The sequence below is a fragment of the Kitasatospora sp. NPDC093806 genome, assembly GCF_040683335.1.
GTDB lineage: Bacteria > Actinomycetota > Actinomycetes > Streptomycetales > Streptomycetaceae > Kitasatospora.
This window is the reverse complement of the sequence record NZ_JBFBDO010000074.1, coordinates 18,534-42,548: the sequence shown is the minus strand read 5'-3', so window position 1 is coordinate 42,548 and position 24,015 is coordinate 18,534. Positions and strand designations below refer to the sequence as shown.

At 74.4% G+C, this 24,015-nt stretch carries 21 protein-coding genes; 15 read left to right on the top strand and 6 right to left on the bottom strand.

The features are described from left to right. On the bottom strand, positions 1-1,152 hold a 1,152-nt coding region (locus AB0N76_RS27960), incomplete at its 3' end, for a serine/threonine-protein kinase (protein ID WP_363561624.1). 286 nt (positions 1,153-1,438) lie between these two features. Between AB0N76_RS27960 and AB0N76_RS27955 the strand changes: the two genes are divergently transcribed. From AB0N76_RS27955 to AB0N76_RS27945, 3 genes are all read left to right on the top strand, one after another. Beyond that, positions 1,439-2,017 (top strand): TetR/AcrR family transcriptional regulator, encoded by a 579-nt coding sequence (locus tag AB0N76_RS27955; RefSeq protein ID WP_363561622.1) that lies wholly within the window; start codon positions 1,439-1,441, stop codon positions 2,015-2,017. Between the two features lie 145 nt (positions 2,018-2,162). Further along, positions 2,163-3,197: an agmatine deiminase family protein gene (locus AB0N76_RS27950; RefSeq protein WP_363561620.1), complete on the top strand. Its 1,035-nt coding sequence runs from the start codon at positions 2,163-2,165 to the stop codon at positions 3,195-3,197. A gap of 99 nt (positions 3,198-3,296) precedes the next feature. Further along, on the top strand, positions 3,297-4,487 hold the full coding sequence (locus AB0N76_RS27945) for an agmatine deiminase family protein (RefSeq protein ID WP_363561618.1): 1,191 nt from the start codon (positions 3,297-3,299) through the stop codon (positions 4,485-4,487). Between the two features lie 120 nt (positions 4,488-4,607). Here AB0N76_RS27945 and AB0N76_RS27940 read toward each other — a convergent pair whose 3' ends face one another. Next, the gene (locus tag AB0N76_RS27940; RefSeq protein WP_363561616.1) at positions 4,608-5,183 is read right to left on the bottom strand and encodes a helix-turn-helix domain-containing protein; all 576 of its coding nucleotides are present in this window, start codon (positions 5,181-5,183) and stop codon (positions 4,608-4,610) included. A gap of 169 nt (positions 5,184-5,352) precedes the next feature. Between AB0N76_RS27940 and AB0N76_RS27935 the strand changes: the two genes are divergently transcribed. The 11 genes from AB0N76_RS27935 to AB0N76_RS27885 all read left to right on the top strand — a co-directional run bounded on the left by AB0N76_RS27935 (position 5,353) and on the right by AB0N76_RS27885 (position 18,713). Beyond that, positions 5,353-6,561: an agmatine deiminase family protein gene (locus tag AB0N76_RS27935; RefSeq protein WP_363561614.1), complete on the top strand. Its 1,209-nt coding sequence runs from the start codon at positions 5,353-5,355 to the stop codon at positions 6,559-6,561. Positions 6,562-6,649: 88 nt separating this feature from the next. Beyond that, the gene (locus AB0N76_RS27930; RefSeq protein WP_363561612.1) at positions 6,650-7,654 is read left to right on the top strand and encodes an agmatine deiminase family protein; all 1,005 of its coding nucleotides are present in this window, start codon (positions 6,650-6,652) and stop codon (positions 7,652-7,654) included. A gap of 38 nt (positions 7,655-7,692) precedes the next feature. Continuing rightward, entirely contained in the window at positions 7,693-9,324 is a 1,632-nt protein-coding gene (locus tag AB0N76_RS27925) for an ABC transporter substrate-binding protein (RefSeq protein WP_363561610.1), read from the top strand. Then, the gene (locus AB0N76_RS27920) at positions 9,321-10,280 is read left to right on the top strand and encodes an ABC transporter permease (RefSeq protein ID WP_363561608.1); all 960 of its coding nucleotides are present in this window, start codon (positions 9,321-9,323) and stop codon (positions 10,278-10,280) included. Before AB0N76_RS27925 ends, AB0N76_RS27920 begins: the two co-directional genes overlap by 4 nt. Then, complete coding sequence (locus tag AB0N76_RS27915) at positions 10,277-11,131, top strand: ABC transporter permease (RefSeq protein WP_363561606.1); 855 nt, start codon at positions 10,277-10,279, stop codon at positions 11,129-11,131. Before AB0N76_RS27920 ends, AB0N76_RS27915 begins: the two co-directional genes overlap by 4 nt. Beyond that, a complete protein-coding gene (locus AB0N76_RS27910; protein WP_363561604.1) occupies positions 11,128-12,189 on the top strand; it encodes an ABC transporter ATP-binding protein in 1,062 nt (353 codons plus the stop codon). Before AB0N76_RS27915 ends, AB0N76_RS27910 begins: the two co-directional genes overlap by 4 nt. Beyond that, positions 12,182-12,994 (top strand): ABC transporter ATP-binding protein, encoded by an 813-nt coding sequence (locus AB0N76_RS27905; RefSeq protein ID WP_363561602.1) that lies wholly within the window; start codon positions 12,182-12,184, stop codon positions 12,992-12,994. The genes AB0N76_RS27910 and AB0N76_RS27905 overlap by 8 nt, the downstream gene beginning before the upstream one ends. Before the next feature lie 106 nt (positions 12,995-13,100). Next, positions 13,101-14,294, top strand: a complete 1,194-nt coding sequence (locus AB0N76_RS27900; protein ID WP_363561600.1) for an agmatine deiminase family protein — start codon at positions 13,101-13,103, stop codon at positions 14,292-14,294. Positions 14,295-14,429: 135 nt separating this feature from the next. Further along, positions 14,430-15,125, top strand: coding sequence for an RDD family protein (locus AB0N76_RS27895; RefSeq protein ID WP_363561598.1), 696 nt, complete (start codon positions 14,430-14,432; stop codon positions 15,123-15,125). Positions 15,126-15,319: 194 nt separating this feature from the next. Next, on the top strand, positions 15,320-17,407 hold the full coding sequence (locus AB0N76_RS27890) for an AAA family ATPase (protein ID WP_363561596.1): 2,088 nt from the start codon (positions 15,320-15,322) through the stop codon (positions 17,405-17,407). Between the two features lie 133 nt (positions 17,408-17,540). Next, entirely contained in the window at positions 17,541-18,713 is a 1,173-nt protein-coding gene (locus AB0N76_RS27885) for a serine hydrolase domain-containing protein (protein WP_363561594.1), read from the top strand. Between the two features lie 54 nt (positions 18,714-18,767). On the opposite strand, the gene AB0N76_RS27880 is transcribed toward AB0N76_RS27885, so the two are convergent. From AB0N76_RS27880 to AB0N76_RS27865, 4 genes are all read right to left on the bottom strand, one after another. Beyond that, positions 18,768-20,333: a multicopper oxidase family protein gene (locus AB0N76_RS27880; RefSeq protein WP_363561592.1), complete on the bottom strand. Its 1,566-nt coding sequence runs from the start codon at positions 20,331-20,333 to the stop codon at positions 18,768-18,770. 105 nt (positions 20,334-20,438) lie between these two features. Next, positions 20,439-20,939 (bottom strand): hypothetical protein, encoded by a 501-nt coding sequence (locus AB0N76_RS27875; protein ID WP_363561590.1) that lies wholly within the window; start codon positions 20,937-20,939, stop codon positions 20,439-20,441. Between the two features lie 8 nt (positions 20,940-20,947). Next, positions 20,948-22,585, bottom strand: a complete 1,638-nt coding sequence (lnt, locus tag AB0N76_RS27870) for an apolipoprotein N-acyltransferase (protein WP_363561588.1) — start codon at positions 22,583-22,585, stop codon at positions 20,948-20,950. Between the two features lie 72 nt (positions 22,586-22,657). Then, complete coding sequence (locus tag AB0N76_RS27865) at positions 22,658-23,050, bottom strand: hypothetical protein (protein WP_363561586.1); 393 nt, start codon at positions 23,048-23,050, stop codon at positions 22,658-22,660. A 122-nt stretch (positions 23,051-23,172) separates the two neighbouring features. Here AB0N76_RS27865 and AB0N76_RS27860 point away from each other — a divergent pair, with 122 nt between their 5' ends. Then, positions 23,173-23,976 (top strand): DUF2182 domain-containing protein, encoded by an 804-nt coding sequence (locus AB0N76_RS27860; protein ID WP_363561585.1) that lies wholly within the window; start codon positions 23,173-23,175, stop codon positions 23,974-23,976. The last annotated feature ends 39 nt before the right edge of the window (positions 23,977-24,015 follow it).

Below are 24,015 nucleotides of genomic sequence, written 5' to 3'. Positions count from 1 at the left end.
CGGGGCGGCGGTGGGGGCGGGCGTCGGCAGGGGTGTGGGCAGGGGCGTGGCGGCGACGACCGCGGTCGGGGCCTCCAGCCGCGCGGTCGCGGCCGGCACCAGGAGCGTCCGGGCCTCGCCGGTCTGCGTCCACGCCTGTGCCTGTGCCTGCGACGGCGACGGCGACGGCGACGGCGACGGCGTGGGGAAGCCGGACGGGTCCGCGAGGTCCGCGAGGTCCACGTGGCCGGCGAGCTCGGCGTGCCGGGCCAGGTCGGCGCCGATCTGCCGGGGCAGCCAGTCGTCGCTGAACCGCAGCCGCCCGCCGACCGCGGGGTGCCGGTGGACCGCCTCGATCAGCTGGGCGGTGCTGGGCCGCGCCTCGGGCTGCTTGGCGAGGCAGTACCCGACGAGCTCGGCGACCCCCGGCGGCAGCAGGTCGAGGTCCGGCTCGGTGTGGACGGCCCGGTACAGCGCACCCGCCTCCGGCCCGTCGCCGAACGGCGGGTTGCCGCCGGCGATGTAGGTGGCGAGCGCGCCGAGCGCGAAGATGTCGGTGGCGGCGGTGGCGGGCAGGCCGAGCGCCTGCTCCGGGGCCATGAAGCCGGGCGAGCCGACCCGCAGCCCGGTGCCGGTCAGGGCGACCGCGTCGGCGGCCCGGGCGATCCCGAAGTCGATCACGCGCGGGCCGTCGGGGGCGAGCAGGACGTTGGCCGGCTTCAGGTCGCGGTGGACCACCCCGGCGGCGTGGATCGCCTGGAGCGCCTCGGCGATGCCGGCGATCAGCAGCAGCACGGTGCGCTCCGGCAGCGGGCCGTACTGCCGCACCACCTGCTGGAGCGAGGGACCGGCCACGTACGCGGTGGCGAGCCAGGGCACGGCGGCGTCCACCCCGGCGTCGACCACCTGGGCGGTGTACAGCCCGTGGATCAGCCGGGCGCTGGCCACCTCCTGGGCGAAGCGGTCGCGGAACTCGGGGTCCTCGGCGAGTTCCGGGCGGACCACCTTGAGCGCGACGGGCCGGCCGCCCGGGGTGTAGGAGAGGTAGACCCGCCCCATGCCGCCCGCGCCCAGCCGCGCGTGCAGGCGGTAGCCGCCGACCTCGGTGGGGTCGTCGGCGGTGAGCGGCTGGAGGCTCTGCGGCGGCACGGTGCCGGCCTGGTCCGGGGACATGAGGTGCTCTTTCGGCGGAGGGTGGTGCGCGCCGACTGCGGCACCCGACACGGGACGCGTTCCCGACCGAGGGCGCCTTCCGGGCGACTGGGTACCGGGTAGTTTATAGAGAGCGTCAGGCTCTGCCCACCGCCGCCTCCCCTACGGAGCGTGACGAACGCCGGATCCGGGGCCGTTCCCGGGCGGTGCGACCACGGAGCAGTGGGACGCGGACGCGGCCGGGCTGAGGGTCGGATCAGGAGGGCGGCCTGATCTTGGTGGCGGTACCCGGGTAGGGTGATGCCTTGTGGCCAGTCGTAAAACGTCAATTCTGGAAGCGTCCGCGCGGGTGATCGCCCGGCGCGGGGTCCGCGGGCTGCGGGTCGAGGAACTCGCCGCCGAGGCGGGGGTGTCCACCGCGCTGATCTACTACCACTTCAAGGACCGCACCGGGATCCTGCGGCAGACGCTGGAGTTCATCAACGACCGCGCCGAACGGTACACCACCGAGCGTGACCCGGACGCCGATCCGCTCACCCCGGGTGAGGAACTGGAGCAGACGCTGCTGCTGGAGCTCCAGGACACCGTGGAGGTGCGGGAGAACAGCACGGCCTGGGGCGAGCTGCGGGCGAGCGCCGTCTTCGACGAGACGCTCCGCGAGGACCTGGCCCGGGCCACCCTGGTCTGGGTACAGGAGGTCGCCGATCTGCTGGGCCAGGTCCGGCCGATGTCCTCGGCGGTGGCCCTGGCCGGCGCGGCCGAGCGGCTCACGGCGCTGCTGGAGGGCCTGAGCACCCGCTGGCTCAGCGGCACCCTGCCGCTCACCCACGCCCGCGCGCTGATGGCCGAGGCGATCGAGGGCGAAGTGGCGCGGCTCGGCCGCTGACCCGGGCCGCCGCACGGCGGCCCGGACCCCCTCCCCCGACGGAGGGGGTTCGTGTCGTCTCAGATCTTGACTGAATATTCAGTTAGTGTGACTCTTGGCCCCGGCGGAAGGAACCGCATTCCGCCGCTCGATCTGGAGACGCACCATGAGCCACCACCTTCACCCGAGCCACGACGACGGCCCCTGGGTCCCCGCGGACGACGTCCCGCACGCACGCACCTGGATGTCCTGGCCCACCCGCCGGTCGGTCTGGGGCCTGAAGCTCGGCGGCGTGCAGGAGGACATCGCGCTGATCGCGCAGACGATCGCCCGCTACGAGCCGGTGGTGATGTGCGCGCCGGACGACCACACCGCGAAGAAGGCCCGGTCCTGGTGCGGCCCGCAGGTGGAGGTGATCACCGCGATCCCGACCGACGACCTGTGGATGCGCGACATCGCCCCGGTGTTCCGCCGTGACGGCCGCGGCGGCCTGGAGGCCGTCGTCCTCAACTTCAACGGCTGGGGCAACAAGCAGGTCCACGACGACGACGCGCTCGCCGCCGAGCGGATCGCGGTCCGCCGCGGCCTGCGCTACAGCTACGCGGACTTCGTCGGCGAGGGCGGCGCGGTGGAGACCGACGGCGACGGCACGGTGATGGCCACCGAGAGCAGCCTGGTCAACAAGAACCGCAACAAGGGCATGAGCCGCGACGAGATCGAGGACGCCGTCCTGGAGGCGTACGGCGCCGACAAGATGATCTGGCTGCCCGGGATCAAGGGCGAGGACATCACCGACGACCACGTGGACGTCACCTCGCGGTTCATCCGGCCGGGCGTGGTGATGGTCCAGCTGCCGCCGCCGGACCGCAACGACGTCTGGGCCCGCGACGCCCGCGAGCAGTTCGCGATCCTGGCCGCCGCCACCGACGCGCACGGCCGCCGGCTCCAGGTCATCGCGGTGCACGGACCGGACACCGTCCGCTCCCGCAGCTCGACCTTCGTCGACTCCTACCTCAACTTCCACGTCGTCAACGGCGCGGTGATCACCGCCCAGTTCGGCGACCACGCCAAGGACGAGGCCGCCCGGCAGACCCTCGCCGCCGCCTTCCCGGGGCGCGAGGTCGTCCAGCTCGACGTCGACCGCCTGATGGGCGGGGGCGGCGGCATCCACTGCTCCACCATGCACGAACCGCTGCCCTAGCGACACCGCCGCCCCGGCGGCACCGCCGTCCCGCGACCGCACCGCCGGGCGGCCCCGAACCACCCGCTCCACCCGCACCACGTCAGGAGAACCACCCTCGTGCTCACCCCTGCCACCTCCCGCCGGACCGTCCTGCGCTCGCTCGCCGGCGCGGGCGTCCTCGCGCTCGGTCTGACCGCCTGCACGGAACTCGACGAGGTCCTCGACGATCCCGCCCAGCCCTCGCAGCAGCCCGGCACCCCGGGCACCCCGGGCGCCACCGGCAACCCGGCCCCGTCCGGCGCCCGCCGGTTCGGCGCCGAGTGGGACCAGCACGCCCGGACCTTCATGTGCTGGCCCGCCTCGGAGAACGTCTGGGGCGAGATGCTCGGCGACGTCCGCAAGGACATCGCGGGGCTGGCCGCGGCCATCGCGGCCCGCGAGCCGGTCACCCTGCTGGCCCGGCCCGAGCAGAAGGACGCGGCCCAGAAGGCCTGCGGCTCGGCGGTCGAGGTCGTCCCGGTCCCGGTGGACGACCTGTGGGCCCGCGACACCCTGCCGGTCTTCGTCGAGGAGGGCGGCAAGGTCAAGGGCGTCGACTTCAACTTCAACGGGTGGGGCAAGAAGCAGCAGCACGGCAACGACGGCAAGCTGGCCCGCGCGGTGCTGGCCAGGACCGGCGCCGAGCGGATCGAGACCCGGCTGACCGGCGAGGGCGGCTCCTTCGAGACCGACGGGCTGGGCACGCTGCTGGTCACCGAGAGCTCGGTGGTCAACGACAACCGCAACCCCGGGATGACCCGCGACCAAGTCGAGGCCGAGCTGAAGCAGGCGCTCGGCGTCACCAAGGTGATCTGGCTGGCGGGCGTCAAGGGCAAGGACATCACCGACGCGCACGTCGACTGCCTGACCCGCTTCGTCGCCCCCGGTGTCGTCCTGCTCGACCAGGCCTTCCCCGACTCGCCGGCCGACGTCTGGTCCCGCTCGGCCGACCAGGCGCGCGGCGTCTTCAAGAACGCCACCGACGCGCGCGGCAAGAAGCTGGAGGTCATCGAGCTCCAGCAGCCCGACCCGGACAAGATCACCGGGCGCGGCGACGCCTTCGTCTCCTCCTACATGAACTTCTACATCGGCTCGAAGGGCGTCTACCTGCCCAAGTTCGGTGACGCCAGGGCCGACGACCGCGCCCAGCAGATCATGAAGGAGCACTTCCCCGACCGGGAGATCGTCCCGGTCCGGATCGACGCGATCGCCGCCGGCGGTGGCGGCATCCACTGCGCGACCCACGATCTCCCCGCGACGGCGGGGTGAAACCACCGGGAGGGGGTCGACTCCGCTGCCCTGAGCCGACCCCCTCCCGGTGTCGACCATGACGTCGAGCACGGCGTCGGCCGACGTGCCGGCCCGGGCCGCGACGTACCGGCCCGGGCCTCAACGCGGCGTCAACTCGGCCTCGACCGCCTCCCGCAGGACCCGTTGCGCCTGCTCCAACGGGAGCGAACCACTCAGCCAGCGCACGCTGAGGCCTTCGAGCAGCGTGGTCAGCCGTTCGGCGGCGGCCGCGTGCGCCGGGGCGGTGCCGGCCGGGTCCGCCTGGCCGAGGAGCATCGCGATCTCGTGCACCCAGGCGTGGGTGGCCCGGGCCAGGTCCTCGCGCAGGTCCCCGTCGAACACCGCGCTGGCCCGCAACTCCCCCCAGGCGGTGCTGTTCTCGCGCACCTCCGGGGTGTCCTGGAGTTCCAGCAGCAGGGCCTGCACCAGGTCGTCCCGGGGGTCGTCCGGACGGCACTCGGCGGCGCCGCGCTCGGTGGTGTAGCGCTCGGCGCGGTCGCCGATGAATCCGAGGGTCTCGCGCAACAGCGCGGCCCGGTCGGCGAAGTGGTAGTAGATCAGCGCGGCGGAGACGCCCGCCTCCGCCGCGAGTTCGCCGACCCGGAGCCCGCGCACACCGCGCCGGGCGATCACGCGGGTCGCCGCCGTGAGTATCTCTGTTCGTCGATCCGACACGAGCGACCACCCTACCTCGGATTCTGACCGAAAAGTCAGCAAGCTCTCCACTTCCTCGCTGCGACCTCCAGCTCTTCAACACATCCAGTCCGATCTATTGACTGAATTTTCAGTTCGGTGGAGGATGCGGGCTACCCCCCACGCCTCCCACCCGATCCAGGGAGACCACATGACCACCCCGAACACCCCCACCGGCTCCACCAGCTCCACCAGCCCCACCCGGCGCCGGATCCTCCAGGTCGGTGCCGCCGCGGTCCCCGCGCTCGCCCTCGGCGCGGCCCTGCCCGGCACCGCCCGCGCGGCCACCGGGCAGAGCGCCGACGCGGCCGCCGCCCCGGCGACGCTGCGGATGCCCGTCGAGCACGACCGGCACGTGCGCACCTTCATGGCCTGGCCGGCCCTCTCCAGCGTCTGGCGCGACGGCCTGCGCGCCGTGCGCAACGACATCGCCCGGGTCGCCTATGAGATCTCCCGCTACGAGCCGGTCGTCATGCTCGCCCGGCCCGGCCAGGCGGCCGACGCCCGCTACCGGCTCGGCGGCGGCGCCTACCACCGGATCAGCGTCGTCGAGATCCCCAACGACGACCTGTGGATCCGCGACTTCGGCCCGACCTTCCTGGTCGCCCCCGGCCGGATCGCCGGCCTGGACACCAACTTCAACGGCTGGGGCAAGAGCGGCACGGACTACTACCAGCCCTACCGCAACGACGCCGCGGCCGCCGCCTCCCTGCTCTACGACTACGGCGTCGACCGGATCCGGGCCCCGTTCGTCGGCGAGGGCGGCTCCCTGGAGACCGACGGCCAGGGCACCCTGCTGGCCACCGTCAGCTCGCTGGTCAACCCCAACCGCAACCCGGGGATGAGCCAGGACGACGTCGAGTGCGCCCTCAAGCAGTCCCTCGGCGTCGACAAGGTGATCTGGGTGCCCGGGCTGGCCGGCAAGGACATCACCGACTGCCACATCGACTGCCTGGCCCGCTTCATCGCCCCCGGCCGGGTCATGCTCGACCAGCCCGGCCCCGGCGCCAAGGCCCCGTGGACCGACGTCTACGAGGAGACCAAGCGCATCCTGCGCTCGGCGACCGACGCGCGGGGCCGCCGGCTCACCATCACCGAGCTCCCCGGCCCCGACCGTGCGGAGATCCGCGGCCGCGGCAAGGAGTTCCTCTCCAGCTACACCAACTACTACACCCCCAACGGCGCCGTCCTGGTGCCCCAGTTCGGCGACTACTACGCCGACGCGAAGGCCTACTCGATCCTCCAGGCCGCCTACCCGGACCGCGACATCGTCCAGGTCAACATCGACACCATCGCGAGCGGCGGCGGCGGCATCCACTGCGCCACCCAGTCCCAGCCCGCCGTTCCGCCGGCCGTCTGACCTCCCGCCGGCCGGGCGGCCGACCGTCCGGCCGGCCCCTCGGCCGACACCCCCTCCCGAACCCTCCCGAACCAGGAAGAGAACCACCATGACCTACCGCATGCCCGCCGAGTGGACCGAGCACCAGGGCTGCCTGATGGCCTGGCCCACCCGCCCGGAACTGTGGGGCGCCGTCCTCGCCGAGGCCAAGCAGGAGTACGCCGCCGTGGCCCGGGCCATCGCCGCGTTCGAGCCGGTGACCATGGTCGCCCCGCCCGGCCACGGCGAGGAGGCCCGCGAGCTGTGCGGCCCCGGCGACATCACCGTGCTGGAACTGCCGATCGACGACTCCTGGTTCCGCGACTCCGCGCCGATCTTCGTGCTCGACGAGACCGGCCGCCGGGCCGGCGTCGACTTCCGCTTCAACGCCTGGGGCGGCAAGCACCACCCGTGGGACGCCGACGACCGGATCAGCTCGCTGCTGCTGGAGCAGCTCGACGTCCCCGCCGTCCGCTCCGAGATGATCCTCGAAGGCGGCGCGATCACCGTCGACGGCGAGGGCACCCTCATCACCACCGAGCAGTGCCTGCTCCACCCCAACCGCAACCCGGGGATGAGCCGCGAGGAGATCGAGGCCGAGCTCAAGGCCCGGCTCGGCGTCAGCAAGGTGATCTGGCTGCCCTACGGCGGCCTGCTGGACACCGAGACCGACGGCCACGTGGACGGCGTCTGCGCGTTCGCCGCCCCCGGCCGGGTCGTGGTGCAGCTCCCGGCCGACCCCGCCCACCCCGACTACGCCCGGATGCGGGCCAACCGCGCCGTGCTGGAGGCGAGCACCGACGCGAAGGGCCGCCCGTTCGAGATCGTCGAGGTGCCGCAGGCGGCGTTCGTCGAGATCGGCGGCCAGGAGGTCGAGGTCGGGTACCTCAACCACTACCTGGCCAACGGCGCGGTCATCGTCCCGGTCGCCGACCACCCGGAGGACGAGGGCGCCCTCGCCGTCCTCACCGCGGCGTACCCCGACCGCAAGGTGGTCGGCGTCCGGGCCCGCGCGCTCGCCTGGGGCGGCGGCGGCGTCCACTGCATCACCCAGCAGCTCCCCAGCGCACGCTGAGCCCACGCCGGTCCCGTCGAAACGGAACTCCCACCCTCATGCACCGCACCCCCACCCGCAGACGGCGGCTCCTCGCCACCGCGCTGCTCGCCACCGCCGCGCTGGTGGCCGCCTGTTCGGGCCCACCACGCGGCGGCTCGGACACCGCCACCGTCGAGCTGTCGCCGGGCACCCCGCCGGCCAAGGGCGAGCTCGACTCCTTCAGCTGGGCCCTGTACGCGGAGCCGCCCACGCTGGACTACACCGCCGCCTTCGACTACCCGCAGAACACGGTCCTCTCCAACGTCTGCGAGAGCCTGATGCGCTGGACGCCCCAGCTCACCCTGGCCCCCGGGCTGGCCGAGAAGGCGAGCAGCCCCGACCCGACCACCTGGGTCTACGACCTGCGCTCCGGCGTGCGCTTCCACGACGGCTCGGTGATGACCGCCGACGACGTGGTGTACAGCCTGGGCCGGCAGACCAACCCGGACAACGCGGCCGCCTGGGCGCAGGTGTTCCAGAACGTCGACACGATCACCAAGACCGGCCCGCTCCAGGTCACCGTCAAGCTCAAGCAGCCCGACTCCCAGTTCCCGCAGTACATGGCGACCGCCGCCGGGGTGGTCGCCGCCAAGGCGGGCGTCGAGGCGGCCGGCCGGGACTACGGCACCAGCGGCGGCCTGGACTGCACCGGACCGTTCAAGCTCGGCGCCTGGAACAAGGGCCAGTCGATCGAGCTCCAGCGCTTCGACGGCTACTGGGGCGCCAAGGCGAAGTCCGCCAAGGTCGTGTTCAACTTCCTCACCGACCCGTCCGCGCGCACCAACGCCCTGCTCAGCGGCGAGGTCGACGGCGGCTACCTGATCCCCACCGAGAGCTACGAGCGGCTGCGCCGAAGCGGCGTCGGCACGCTCTACTTCGGCGAGGGCCTGAGCACCGTCAACGTCAACGTCACCAACCTGCAGGGCCCGCTCGGCGACGTCCGGGTCCGGCGCGCGCTGTCGCTCGCTCTCGACCGCTCCGGCTTCGTGCGCACCGGCCTCGGCGGCGCGGGCACCGTCACCGGCTCGCTCACCACCCGGGCCGCCTGGGCCGGCGCCCCCGAGCACGTCCGCTCCGACGCCTTCACGCACCTGACGCCGACCGCCCAGGACATCGACCAGGCCAAGGCCCTGGTCCAGGAGGCCGGCGCGACCGGGCGCACCCTCACCATCGCCACCAGCACCATCGGCCAGGACGTCGCGCTGCTCGCCACCGCCGTGCAGGCCGCGGGCGCCAAGATCGGCCTGGACGTCCGGCTGAAGACGATCGCCCCGAACGCCTTCACCTCGCTGTTCACCGACCCCAAGGCGCGCGAGGGCCTGGACATGTTCCCGGAGACGTACTACGACTCCATCACCGACCCGCTCGACCTGCTGGCCAACTTCAAGACCGGCGCGTACCAGAACTTCGGCGGCTACAGCGACCCGGCCTACGACGAGCTGGTCGACCACGCCATCGCCGCCACCGACTCGACGGAGCGCGCCGTCGTCGAGGCCAAGCTGCAGCGGACCGCGTCCGAGCAGCTGCTGTGGATCCCGGTCGCCGAGTGGCCCACCGCCGTCTTCCTCGGCAAGCGGATCACCGGTGCCCCGACCACCATCTCCTACCTGTACCACCCGTGGGCGGCCGATGTGGGGGCCGCCCGGTGAGCTTCCTCAGATTCGCCGGCCGACGGCTGCTGGAGATGGCCGTCACCCTGCTCGGCGCCTCGTTCGTGGTCTTCGGCGCGCTCTACCTGGCGCCGGGCAGTCCGGCGAGCTTCCTGCTCTCGGGGCGGTCCGCCTCCCCGGCCGCCCTGGCGGCGATCAACGAGCAGTACCACCTGGACGACCCGTTCCTGGTGCGCTACCTGCGCTGGCTCGGCCAGGTCGTCCAGGGCGACTTCGGCCGCTCGATCACCTACCGCACCGACGTCTCCCGGCTGCTCGCCGACCGGCTGCCGGCCACGCTGCTGCTGGTCACGATGGCCCTGGTCGTGGTCGCGGTGGTCGGCCTGCTGCTCGGCTGGATCGGCGCGGTGCGCGGCGGCGCGGTGGACTCCGCCATCCTGGTGTCCACCACGGTAGCGGTCGGCACCCCCTCCTTCGTCGCGGCGGTCCTGCTGCAGGGCCTGTTCGCGGTGAAGCTGGGCTGGTTCCCCAGCGGCGGCGCCGGGGACGGCCTGCTCGACATGGTCTGGCACCTCGCGCTGCCCTCGGTCGCGCTCGCGCTCTACCTGATCGGCATGCTGGCCCGGGTCACCCGGGCCGCCATGCTGGAGGCGCTCGACGGCGAGCACGTCACGGTGGCACTCAGCCGGGGCGTCCCGGAGCGGGAGGTGATCCGGCGGCACGTGTTCCGCAACTCGCTGGGCACCGTGCTGACCGCCGGCGGCCTGATCGTCTCCACCCTGCTGGTCTGCACGATCCTGGTGGAGTCCGCGTTCAGCGTCGGCGGGATCGGCCAGCTCCTCGAACTGGCCACCACGACCAAGGACTTCCCGACCGTCCAGGCCGTCTCGCTGCTGATCGTCGCCCTCTTCATGGTGGTGAACCTCATCGTGGACCTGCTCCACCCGCTGGTCGACCCCCGGGTCACCCTCGGTGAGCGGAGGGCGGACGCATGAGCGCCGTCCTCACCCGCCGGCCCGGCCTCGGCCGGATCCGCACCGCCCGCGCCCCGCTGTACGCCGCCTGCCTCGGCTTCGCCGTCCTGGTGGTGCTCGGCGCGCTGCTCGCCCCCTGGCTCACGCCCGCCGACCCGAACGCCGTCGACCTCGGCAACGCCCTGGCCGGCCCCTCGGCGGAGCACCTGTTCGGCGCGGACGCGGCCGGCCGGGACACCCTGGCCCGGCTGCTGACCGGCGCCCGCACCTCGCTGCTCGGCCCGCTCGGCGTCGTGGTCTTCTCCACCGTCGCCGGGGTGGCCGTCGGCCTCGCCGCCGGCTGGCGGGGCGGTCGGCTGGACGCGGTGCTCTCCCGGGGCACCGAGCTGGTCTTCGCCTTCCCCGGCATGCTGCTGGCCATCCTGATCGTCTCGGTGTACGGCGAGGGCCTGCTCGCGCCGGTGCTCGCCCTCGCGGTCGCCTACCTGCCCTACGTCAGCCGGCTCACCCGCTCGCTGGTGCTGGCCGAACGCCGCCGGCCGTACGTCAGCGCGTACCAGGTCCAGGGGCACTCCGGGCTGCAGATCTGCCTGCGGCACGTACTGCCGAACATCGCCCCGATCGTCCTCGCCCAGTCCACCGTCAACTTCGGCTACGCGCTGATGGACCTGGCCGGCCTCTCCTTCCTCGGCCTCGGCGTCCCGGCGCTGACCCCGGACTGGGGCCGGATGGTCTTCGACGGCCAGACCGCCGTCCAGGCCGGCTACCCGCTGTCGGCGATCCTGCCCTGCGTGGCCATCGTGCTGACCGTGGTCGCCTTCAACGTCGTCGGCGAGCGCTGGGCCGACCGGGTCGCCGGGAGGAACCAATGACCGAACCCACGGGTGCCCCGTCCACCGACGCGTCCACGGACGTGTCCACCGCCCTGGAGATCCGCGGCCTGCGGCTGCGGCTCCCCGGCGCGGCCCGCCCGGTGCTCGACGGGGTCGACCTCGACGTCGCGCCCGGCGAGACCGTCGCCCTGGTCGGCGAGTCCGGCTCGGGCAAGAGCCTCACCTCGCGCAGCGCCCTCGGTCTGCTGCCGCCCGGCGCCGCCACCGAGGGCACCGTCCGGGTGGCCGGCGAGTCCGTCCTCACCATGAACGGCGAGCAGTTGCGCGCGCTGCGCACCGGCCGGGCCGCGATGATCTTCCAGGACCCGCGCGCCGCCATCAATCCGCTGCGCCGGATCGGCGACTTCCTCACCGAGAGCGTCCGCCTCACCGGCGCGATGAGCCGCCCGGACGCGGAGCGGCGCGCCGCCGAGCTCCTGACGGCCGTCGGCCTGGACCCGAAGGTGATGCGCAGCTACCCCGGCAAGCTCTCCGGCGGCATGCTGCAGCGCGTGATGATCGCCGCCGCCCTGATGGGCGACCCGGTCCTGCTGCTCGCCGACGAGCCCACCACCGCGCTCGACGTCACCAGCCAGGCCGAGGTGATCGCCCTGCTGGACCGGCTGCGCGAACGCTTCGGCACCGGCCTGCTGTTCGTGACGCACGACCTCGGGCTGGCCGCCGCGATCAGCGACCGGGTCTGCGTGATGTACGCCGGCCGGATCGTCGAGACCGGGCCCGCCGCCGAGCTCTTCGAGCGCCCCCGCCACCCGTACACGGCGGCCCTGCTGGACTCCACCCCGCGGCTGGACTCGCAGCCCGGCCGGCTCGCCGCGATCGACGGCCAGCCGCCGGACGTCCGGGTCGAGCTGACCGGGTGCGCGTTCGCCGAGCGGTGCCGGTTCGCCACCGACCGGTGCCGGACCGAGGCCCCCGCGCCGCGGCCCGCCCCCGGCCGGCCCGGGCACCTGGCCGCCTGCCACCACAGCGAACTGCTCGAAGGGAGCGCCGCCGATGCCGCCGATGAACCCGACGCACCCGACGCCCGCGATGTCTGAGGCCCCGGCCGCGAGTCCGGTCCTGGAGGTGGCCGGGCTCTGCCGGTCCTTCGGCGCCGTCCGGGCGGTGGACGACGTGTCGTTCACGCTGGCGGCGGGCGGTTCGCTCGGCATCGTCGGCGAGTCCGGCTCCGGCAAGACCACCACCGCCCGGATCGTCGTCGGTCTGGAGCAGGCCGACGAGGGGCGGGTGCTGTTCCGGGGCCAGGCGCGCACCGGCCGGGTCCGGGGGCGCGCCGAACGGCTGGCCCGGGCCCGCGAGGTGCAGATGGTCTTCCAGGACCCGTACCTCTCGCTCGACCCGCGGACCAGCGTGGCGACGGTGCTGCGGGAGACGCTGCGGCTGCACTTCCCGGGCGGCGACCACGCCCGCCGGATCAAGGAACTGCTGGACCAGGTCGGTCTCGGCACCCGGGCCGCGGAGGCGCTGCCCCGGGAGCTGTCCGGCGGCCAGCGCCAGCGCGTCGCGATCGCCCGGGCGCTCGCGGTCGAGCCGGCCGTGATGGTGCTGGACGAGGCCGTGGCCGCGCTGGACGTCTCGGTCCAGGCACAGGTGCTCAACCTGCTGGACGGGATCCGCGCGGAGACCGGTATCGGCTACCTGTTCATCACCCACGACCTCGGTGTGGTGCGCTGCGTCACCGACCGGGTGGTGGTGATGCGGCACGGCCGGATCGTCGAGGCGGGCGCGACGGCCGAGGTCCTCGCCGCGCCGCAGCACCCGTACACCCGGCTGCTGCTGGAGTCGGTGCCGCGCCCGGGCTGGGACCCGGAGCGGATCGCGGCCGCACGGCGCGCGCTGTAGGACGCGGTTTTTTCACCCGGACGGCGGCGTGCGCCACGCCGCCGTCCGGGCGTTTTGTCCGTATCGTGCGGACTCGTCCCTCACCAGCTCCCGGGAACGAGGTCCCATGACGAACCGTCCGCTGCCGTCCCGCCGCTCCCTCCTGCGCTCCGGGGCCGGCCTCGCCGCGCTGGCCCTGGCCGCCGGCTGCTCCTCCGCCGACGATTCCGGCTCCGGCGAGCCCGAGCCCGGTCCGAGCACGGCCGCCGGCACCGCCCCCGCGAGCCCCGCCGGCACCCCGTCGGCCGCCGCCCGGGCGGCCATGCCGGCCGAGTCCCGCCCGCACACCCGGACCTTCATGGCCTGGCCGGCCCTGGAGGAGGTGTGGGGCGACCAACTCCCCGGCGTCCGCCAGGACATCGCCGGCCTCGCCCAGGCCATCGCCGGCTACGAGCCGGTCGTCCTGCTGGCCCGCCCCGACCAGGCCGAGCAGGCCCGGCAGCTGTGCGGCTCCACCGTCGAGGTGCTCGACCTGATGGTGGACGACCTGTGGGCCCGCGACACCGGCCCGACCTTCGTCCTCGGCCCGCAGGGCCTGGCCGGGGTCGACTTCAACTTCAACGGCTGGGGCAACAAGCAGACCCACGCCAACGACAGCCAGGTCGCCCGCAAGCTCCTGGAGCACTACGGCATCCCGCGCGTCCAGGCCCCCGTCACCGGCGAGGGCGGCGGCATCGAGGTGGACGGCGAGGGCACCCTGATGGCCACCGAGAGCTCGTGGGTGAACGACAACCGCAACCCCGGGAAGACCCGCGACCAGATCGAGGCCGCGTTCAAGGAACTCCTCGGTGTGGAGAAGGTCCTGTGGATCAAGGGCGTGGCCGGCCAGGACATCACCGACTGCCACATCGACGCCCTCGCCCGCTTCGCCGAACCCGGCACCGTCGTCCTGCACCGGCCCTTCCCCGGCACCCCGACGGACGTCTGGACCACCGCCGCCGACCAGGCCCGCGGCGTCCTCGACGCCGCCACCGACGCCAAGGGCCGCAAGCTGCGGATCGTCGAGCTGACCGAGCCCGACCCCGATCAGATCGAGGGCTACGGCAAGGACTTCCTCGCCACCTACCTCAACTACTACGTCGTCAACGGCGGCGTGATCGTGCCCCGGTTCGGCGACCGGGCGGCCGACGACCGCGCGGCCGGGGTCCTCGGCGAGCTCCACCCCGGCCGGAAGGTCACCCAGGTGAGCATCAATCACATCGCCGCCGGCGGGGGCGGCATCCACTGCGCCACCCAGCAGCAGCCCGCCGTCCCGTCCTGACCCCCGCCGCCGCCGCTGCCGTCGCCGATTGTTGCCGCTGCTGATCGATAACGATTGCCCCCTCGCCTTCCGGCGGTCGGTGCCGTCTCGGTAGAACAGCAGTATCACCATCGCCGAGGCAGGGAACCACTCACGATGAGCACCAACGACCCGTCCGGATACGGCCAGAACCCGTACGGCCAGCCCAACCAGCCCAACCCCTACGGCCAGCAGCCGTACGGCGGCCAGCAGCCCCCGCCCCCGTACGGCCAGCAGCAGCCGCAGTACGGGCAGCAGGACCCCTACGCCCAGCAGCAGCCGGGCCAGCCCGGGCAGCCCGGCTACGGCACTCCCCCGCCGCCCTACGGCCAGCAGCCCCAGGGCCCGTGGCCGCACTGGCTCCCCCAGCCCGGCCCGTACGCCGGCCCGCCGGTGCCCGGCAGCCGGCAGCTGGCCCCGATCGGGGAGCGCCTGCTGGCCCGGCTGATCGACGTCGGCGTCCTGATCATCCCGACCATCCTGGTCTTCGCCGTCCTCGGCGCCTCGCTGCTGTACTACGTCGTGGCCGGTCTGCTCGCCTTCGGCTACGAGGCGGCGATGCTGCTCACCCAGAACGGCCAGACCGTCGGCAAGAAGGTGATGAAGCTCCGCGTCGTCGACCTCGCGCACGGCGGCAAGCCGGCCGACAACTCGCTGCTGATCCGCGCGGCGATCTACACCCTGCCGAACGCGGTCTACTGCATCGGCTCGCTGTTCGCCCTGCTCAACGTCCTGTGGCCGCTGTGGGACAAGCCCCTCCAGCAGTGCCTGCACGACAAGCCCGCCCGCACCATCGTCGTCAAGGAGTCCTGACCGGCCGCCCCGCGCTTCCTGACCGGCCGCCGCCGGACGTCCGCCCGCCGTCAGGACGCCGCGCGGACACCGATCCGGCGGCCGACGTCCGGTCAGGAAGCGGGGCGGGGACACGATTCGGGCCCGAACGTCAACATTTACATTCCGCGCGCACCCTCGCATAGTGGCAGGCCGAACCAGGAGGAGGGCATCCCTTGCCGCAGGCCGAGGACAACGTGGTACGCCAGATCGAGCTGGAGCGGACGGAGGTCGACGCCGTCGTCGCGCTCTTCGACGACCGGCTGGCCGACACCCGGGCCCAGCTCGCCGAGACGCTCGCCACGCGGGCGGACGGCGCCGCCGAGGCGTACGAGCGCGAGCTGGCCGCCGAACGGCTCGCCCGGGAGGTGCGGCGCCTCGAAGGGGCCGAGGGCGGCCTGGTGTTCGGCCGGATCGACCGGTCCGACGGGACGGCGCTGCGGATCGGCCGGCTCGGCCTCCAGCGCGACGAGGAGGAGCTGCCCGCGCTGGTGGACTGGCGGGCCGACGCGGCCCGGTCGTTCTACGAGGCGACGCCGGTCCACCCGATGGGCCTGCGCCGGCGCCGCCACCTGCGGCTGACCGGGCGCACCGTGGTCGGGCTGAGCGACGAACTGCTCGACGGCTCCGCGCCCACCGCCGAGGACGTGATCGGCGACGGCCCGCTGACGGCGGCCCTGCAGGCCCGGCGGACCGGGCGGATGGGCACCGCGGTCGCCACCCTGCAGACCGAGCAGGACGCCATCGTCCGCTCCCGGCACCGCGGCGTCACCGTCGTCCAGGGCGGCCCCGGCACCGGGAAGACGGTGGTCGCGCTGCACCGGGCCGCCTACGTGCTCTACGCCTTCCCCAAGGCCGCCGAGCGGGGTGTGCTGGTGCTCGGGCCGAACGCCCGGTTCCTGGACTACATCTCGCAGGTGCTGCCCTCGCTCGGCGAGAACGACGTGCTGCTCGCCACCTGCGCCGAACTGTCCGGGGTGGTCGCGGAGGCGGTCGACGCCCGGCCCGGCCTGGCCCGGCTCAAGGGTGACGCCGCGCTCGCCGGGGCGCTGGCCGCCCTGGTGCGCGAACGGCAGGCCCCGTACGGCGACTTCGAGGTCCGGGTCGGCAAGGAGGACGTCCGGCTGGCCGAGCCGGAGGTCGCCCGGGCCCGGGAGGCCGCCCGGGCCGGGGGCCTCGCGCACCACCGGGCCCGCCGGCTGTTCAAGGAGCTGCTGGTCGACGCGGTGACCGCCGCCCTGGCCCGGGGCGCCGTCGAGACGCTGGAGCGGATCGACGCCGAGGTCACCGAGCTGACCGGCGTCGACCTGGACCGGGTCGTCGCCCGGGACCTGCGCAACCTCGGCCTCGACGCGCCGTCGGTTCCCGCCGCCCCCGGGTTCGACACCGACGCGATGCGCGCCGAACTGCTCGACGACCCGCACGTCGACCGCGTGGTCGAGGACCTCTGGCCGCACCTGACGCCCGACGGGCTCGTCGACGCCCTGCTCACCGACCCGGACGCGCTCGCCGTCCACCTGCCCGGGTTCGCCGCCGCCGACCGGGCGCTGCTGCTGCGCACCCCCGGCGCCCCCTGGACCGACCTCGACCTGCCGCTGCTCGACGAGGCCGCCGGGCTGCTCGACGGCCCGCCGAAGCGGACCTTCGGCCACGTCGTGGTGGACGAGGCGCAGGAACTCACCGCCCTGCAGTGGCGGATGGTGCTGCGCCGCTGCCCGGCCCGGTCGATGACCCTGGTCGGCGACTTCGCCCAGGCCGGCCCGGCGACCACCGCGCGCGGCTGGCACGAGGCCCTGGACCCGCACCTCGGCACCCGCTTCGACCTGCGCACCCTGACCGTCAGCTACCGCACCACCGAGGAGATCCTCGCCGCCACCCGCGAGCTGCTCGCCCGGATCGCCCCGGACCAGCCGCCGATCGGCTCGATCCGGCACGGCGAACCGCCGCGCGCCCTCAGCGCGCCGGCCGCCGACCTCACCGGCGCCCTGCTCCGCGAGCTCCGCGCGCAGGCGGCGGCCCACCCGGGCGAGCTGATCGGCGTCCTCTGCCCCGACGCCGCCCTCGCCGACCTCACCGCCGCCGGCGTCCCCGACCACGCCCGCCTGGTCCCGGCCTCCGAGGCGCGCGGCCTGGAGTTCGACACCGCCGTCGTGGTCGACCCCACCGCCATCACCGGCGCCCACCCCGCCGGCCCCCGCGACCTCTACGTCGCCCTCACCCGCGCGACCAAGCGCCTCACCACCCTCAGCCCCACCGTCGACTGACCGTCCGTCACCTCTGCCCCGGAGGGCGCGCTCGGGGATGTCCCCCACCTCGTCTGGGGGACATCCCCCAACCGCCCCCGGACTGCGCCGGCTCCCGGCCCGTTCGGGGGCGAAGCTGGTTAGCGTCCGGGCCATGACCACCACTCTTCGCAAACGCCTGGCAGTCGCGGCCGGCGTCGCCGCCCTGCTCGCCGCCAACGCCGCCACCGCCGTCGCCCGGCCCGCCGGTCCCTCCCCCGCCGAGCGGCTGCGCCGGGACACCGAGGCGATCCACGCCCTCGGCATCAGCGGCGTGCAGGCCCGCATGGTCACGCCGGACGGGCGGCAGTCGGTCGCCACCAGCGGCACCGCCGACCTGGACACCGGCCTCCCGGTCCCGGCCGACGGCTACTTCCGGATGGCCAGCACCTCCAAGACGCTGATCGCCACCGTGGTCCTCCAGTTGGAGGCCGAGGGCCGGCTCTCGCTGCGCGACACGGTCGAGCGGTGGCTGCCGGGCACGGTGCACGGCGAGCACCACGACGGCCGCCGGATCACCGTCCGCGACCTGCTCCAGCACACCGGCGGCCTCACCGACGACGGCATGCCCGGGTACACCACGCCGGAGGAGTACCCGGAGCAGCGCGACGACCTGCACTCCGACCGGGAACTGGTCGAGCTCGCGATGGCCTACCCCGCCCCGAAGGAGAAGTGGCGCTACTCCAACACCGGGTACGTCCTGCTCGGCATGATCATCCAGCAGGTCACCGGCCGGCCGGCCCACCGGGAGGTCGAGGACCGCGTGCTGCGTCCGCTCGGCCTCGACCGGACCCGGTGGACCGGCGCATCGCCCACCCTGCCCCAACCGCACGCCCGGGCCTACCAGTACTTCGGACCCGAGGCCCGGGTGGACGTGACCGAGCAGATCCCGGTCGGCCACGAGAACCTCTCCTGGGTCACCACCACACGGGACGAGAACACCCTCTTCCGGGCACTGCTCGGCGGGCGCCTGCTGCCCGCCCGGCAGCTGGCGGCGATGAAGCGGACCGTCCCGGTGAGCGCGGCGGCGCAGAAGTTCTGGCCCCGCGGCCGGTACGGGCTCGGCCTGGTCGAGCGCCCGCTGACCTGCGGGGGCACGTACTGGAGCCACGAGGGCGGGGACGGCGGCTACATCACCCTCAACGGCGTCACCGAGGACGGCCGGCGCAGCGTCGTGGTCTCCATGTCCGAGGCGCGCGGGGACTCCGAGGCACACGTGCTGGCCCAGGTGCAGGCGGCCGGCGACCTGGTCGACCACGCGCTCTGCGCCGGGGGTGGCGGCCGCTGAGGGGCGGGCCCCCGGGGCGGCGGGCCGAGCGCCCGCCGCCCCGGGGGTGCCGGCTCAGGCGCGGTAGGCGAGCAGGCCCATCATGCCGACCTCGCCGTGGTAGGCGTTGTGGCAGTGCGTCATCCACCGGCCGGGGTTGTCGGCGTCGAAGTCGCAGGTCACCGTGGTGCCGGGGAGCACGATCACGGTGTCCTTGCGCGGGCCCCGGTCGCCGACCTGGAAGGTGTGGCCGTGCAGGTGCATCGGGTGCCACATCGCGGTCTTGTTGACGAACTCCAGCCGGACCCGCTCGCCGTCGGCGACCAGGAAGGGGTTCGCGGTCGGGTCGGTCATGTCGAAGGGCCGGCCGTTGAGCGCCCAGTCGTACTTGGCCATGCCGCCGGTCAGCTCGATCCGGTGGGTGCGGTCGGGCGTGCGAGCCGGCAGCCGGACCTCGTCCGCGGCCCGCAGGTCGGCGGCCCCGAGGATCCGGCCGTTCAGTTCGGCCGGGCGGATCGCGGCGGACGGCGCCTCGCCCCCGCCGGTGCGGACCAGCGCCCTGCCGGTGGCGTCCTTGCCCTCGGCGAGCGCGGTCAGCGGGAAGACGCCGTCCCGGAGGGTGACCAGCACGTCGTAGCGTTCGCCCATGCCGATCAGCAGGGCGTCCACCTCCTCCGGCCGGACCGGGAAGCCGTCGGTGTGGGTGACGGTCAGCCGGTGGCCGCCGAGGGCGAGCCGGTAGGCCGTGTCGCCGCCGGCGTTGACGATCCGCAGGCGCACCCGGCGGCCGGGCTTGGAGCTGTAGACCTCGGGGTCGGTGGCGATCCGGCCGTTCACCAGGTGGTGCGGGTACGCGACGTCGCCGGCGTCGCCGCCGAGCAGCTCGCTGGTGGCGCCCATGAGCATGAACGAGGCCGGACCGGACGGGGCCGGGCCGGACGGGGTCGGCATCGCCATCCCCGGCATGTCGTGCCCGCCCATGCCGCCCATGTCGCCCATGCCCTTGCGGAGCTCGGCGAGGGCTTGGTCCGGGGTGCCGGTGACCCCGTCCAGCCAGTCGTCCAGGACGACCACCCACTCCTCGTCGTAGCCGAGCGGCTCGTTCGGATCCTCGACGATCAGCGGCGCGTACAGGCCCCGGTCGAGCTGGACGCCGACGTGCGGGTGGAACCAGTAGGTGCCCGGCCGGTCGGTGACGAAGCGGTAGGTGAAGCTGCCGCCCGGCTTGACCGGCTCCATGGTGACGGGCGGCACGCCGTCCATGTCGTTGCGCAGCGCCAGTCCGTGCCAGTGCGCGGAGGTCGGGACGGGCAGGTTGTTGGTGAGCGTGGCGACCAGGGTGTCACCGGCGGTGGTGCGGACGGCCTTGCCCGGCAGGGCGCCGCCGAAGGTCCAGGTCCGGGCGGTGGTGCCGCCACCCAGGTCGACGGTGTCGGCGGTCGCGGTGATGGTCGCGGCGCGCTCCCGGCCGGTGCCGCCGCGCCGGGCCTCGGCCTGCGCGACGGGCGTGCCGGAGGGGTCGGCGAGCAGCGGGGCCGCGGGCTTCCCGGACCCGCCGGAACAGGCGGCGAGCAGGCCGGTGCCGGCGGCTCCGAGGCCGGCGAGCAGGACGGAGCGACGGTTGATGCTGAACTCGGACATGGTGGTCCCTCGTGGTGTGCGCGCGTCGGCACGGTGTCGGCCGTGCCGGTGGACATGGCGGGCCCGACGACGGGAGCGGGGACGCTCCGCGCCGCCGTGGGGCGGCTATGTGCGCGCGATCGAGAGGACGGTGAGGTCGGGGGGCGGCGCGGTCGGCCAGGGGCCGCCGGGGTGGACGGCCGAGGCCGGACCGGCCCGGAGGGGTCCGCCGTCCGCCAGGGCCGCCGGGGGCGGCGCGGCGAGTGCGACGGTCCGCGCGGGCACGGTCGAGGAGCAGGTCGGGTGCTCGGCGCAGGCCTGGGCGGGATGGTTCGCCACCGGCGCCGCGCGGTGGTCGGACTCGGCGGGCCGGTGGTGCGTCACCGCCGGTGTCGGGGCCGCTGTCGCTGTCGCGGCGTGCCGGGTGGTCGTCAGCGGGCTCGGCAGGGAGTGGTGTCCGATCAGGCCGAGCAGCGTCAGGAGGAGGACCGTCAGGCCCGCCCGCGCAAGCGCCTCGACCGCCCGGCGTGAGCCGACCAAGCCGCCCGGGCCGCCGAGGCCGCTCAGGCCGCCGGTCCGCAGCCGGGCGGCGAGCCCGTGGGCGGGGAGGGCGGCGGGCGGACACATGGCGGTCACTATACCCGGGTCGGGTATGTGTTTCCGGTAAGCGCGGGCACGCTCTCCGGCACCTCCGCGGGCCGTCCGGGCCGTGGTCGGGGCCGTCGTCCGGGGTGGCCCTTGAGCAGGCTCCCGAGCAGCAGGGCGAGCGTCGCCGCCACCGCCGCTGCCTCCGGCCAGGAGCCGACCCGGTTCGCCGGCGTCACCGTGGTGCGCAGCGGCACCTCGGCCGTCAGGGTCTCCTGGGTCCACTGCCCGGTGCGCTGGGCCACCGTGCCGTCCGGCCGGATGACGGCGCTCACGCCGCTGGTCGCCGCCACCACGAGGGCGCGGTCGTGCTCGACGGCGCGCAGCCGGGCCATGGCGAGTTGCTGCTCGGTCTCGGCGGTGGAGCCGTCGCGCATGTAGGTGGCGTTGTTGGTCTGCTCGACCAGCAGGTTCGCCCCGGCGCGGACGCCCTCGCGGACGGTGGCGTCGTACCCGACCTCGAAGCAGATCACGTCGGCCATCCGGACCTGCCCGGCGGTCAGCAGGGTGGCGCCGGTCCCGGGGCTGAAGTCGCGCGGGATCAGCTGGAGGTTGCCGAGCCCGCCGAGCAGGCCGCGGGCGGGGATGTACTCGCCGAAGGGCACCAGGTTGCGCTTGGCGTACCAGGCGCCGGGGCCGGTGCCGGGGTGCCAGAGCTGGCCGGCGTTGACCATGCCGCCGCCCGGGCGGTCGAGGATGGCGCCGACCAGGATCGGACGGTCGACGGCGGCGACGGCCTCGGCGACCAGCCGGCCGAGTTCCGGATCGCCGGAGGGGTCGTCGTCGAGCGCGTTCTCCGGCCAGATCACCACGTCGGGGGCGGGCAGTTCGCCGCGCCGGATCCGGTCGGCGAGCGCCTTGGTGGCCTCGGCGTGGTTGGCGGCGACGGTGCCGACCCGGGCCTGTTCGGCGAGGGTCCGCTCCCGGGGGACGTTGCCCTGGACGATCGCGACGGTCGCCCGGTCCGGGCCGCCGCCCGCCGGATCGGGCAGGGGGATGACGAGCGCGGCGGCGCTCGTCGCCGCCAGCCAGCCGGCGGCGCGCAGCCGGGCCGTCCGACCGCGGTTCAGGACGAGGGCGGCGAGGACGGCGCCCACCAGAGCGGTGGCGAAGGTGACGGCGGGGGCACCCGCCCAGCGGGCCCAGACCAGCAGCGGCGAGTCCGCCTGGCTGAACGCCAGCCGCCCCCACGGAAAGCCGCCCAGCGGCACCCGGCCGCGCAGGGCCTCCCCGGCCGTCCACCAGAGGGCGACCGCGAGCGGCCACAGCCACGACCGCAGGCGGAGCAGCGCGGGCAGGGCGGCCGCGGTGGCGGCGAGGATCGCCGATTCGGCCAGGACGAGGGCGAGCCAGGGCAGGAACCCGATCGAGGCGACCAGCCACCACAGCAGCGGGCCGAAGAAGGCGAGCCCGAAGCCCAGCCCCCGCACCGCGGCCCGGCGCGCGCTCACCCCGCTGACCGCCACGACCAGCGCGGCGACCCCGACCGGGGCCAGCGGCCACAGCCCGTAGGGCGGGAACGCCAGGGCGAGCAGCAGGCCGCCGACGGGCGCGAGCGCCTGCCGCGGACGGCGGGCGAACCGGGCGAAGGGCCCGCCACCCTGGCTACGAATTTTCTTGGGAGACACCCGGCCGAGTCTGCCACCCGCCCCCGGGCGGCCCGGCGGCGGCCCCGGCCGGGGGGCTCACGGCCGGGAGGCTCACGGCCAGCCGGTCGGTCGCTCGGTCATGGCGGCCCGGGCGGCGACGATCGCGACGCAGGCCCGCCGGACCTCGGTGGCGGCCCAGCCGGACGGCAGCGGCCCGCGCGCCCTGAGCTCGGCGGCCTGCCGCTGCAACTCGCGCAGCGCACCGCCCTGGGCGCTGGACAGGCCCATCTCCTGGTAGTCGCCGAGGTCGGTGCCCCCGTCCAGGTACGTCTGGAGCCAGGGCGTGATGCTCAGGACACAGTCCGTCAGCCGGTCCTCCCAGGACGGCGACGAGGGTGGCGGCGGCGGGGCCAACGACCCGGGCGCTCCGGCCGACCCGCCGCACCCCGACGACAGCACCACCGTCACCACCGCGGCCAGACCGACCACGAGCCGTATCCGCATGCCGCCCATGGTGACCGCCCCCGGCCCACCCCGCCAGAGGCCCGGAGTCGATTTCCGACGCCCGCCGGGTGTTCCCGACGGCCCGGCTGTGCTGTGCTGGAAGGGCCAGTCAGGAGAGCACCATGCGTACCGTCACCGTCGAGAAGCAGCCGCTGCGCACCGGGGTGCTGATGCCCACCAGGGAACTGGCGCTCGCCTGGTCCCTGATCCTGCTGATCGCCGCCCTGGCCTGGGTGTTCACCGTCGGGCAGGCCCGCGACATGGGGATCGGGCCCGGCACGATGGGCATGGCGCTGCCGCTGTTCCTGGTCCTGTGGCTGGCCATGATGGCCGCGATGATGCTGCCCTCGGTGGCCCCGGTCGCCGTCACCTGGGCGCGCGGCATCGCCCGGCAGTCCGGCGGCGGCGAACGGGCGGCCCGGACCGCCGAGTTCCTGGGCGGCTACCTGCTGGTGTGGACGGCGTTCGGGCTGCTGGCGTACGGCGGCCTCGCGTTCACCGGCGACCTGGTCGAGCGCGATCCGGCGGCCGGGAAGTGGATCGGCGCGGCGGCCTTCGCGCTGGCCGGGCTCTACCAGCTGGGCCCGCTGAAGTACGTGTGCCTACGGCACTGCCGCAGTCCGATGGCCCAGCTGATGCGGTACGCGGACTACCGCCCGCCGCTGCGGGACCTGCGGGTCGGCCTGCACCACGGCGGCTACTGCCTGGGCTGCTGCTGGGCGCTGATGGTGGTGCTGGTCCCGCTCGGCGTGATGAACGTGGCGGCCATGGCGGCGATCGCGGTGGTGGTCTTCCTGGAGAAGCTCTGGCGGCACGGGCCGCGGCTCGCCCGGGTCACGGCGGTGGCGTTCCTGGTGCTGGCCGTGCTGGCGCCGTTCCAGAGCTGGCTGCTCCCGGGGCTGACGCCCGACTCCATGATGATGTGACGGCGCGGGGCAGCGTCCCCCCGCGTACCCGCCGGCCGT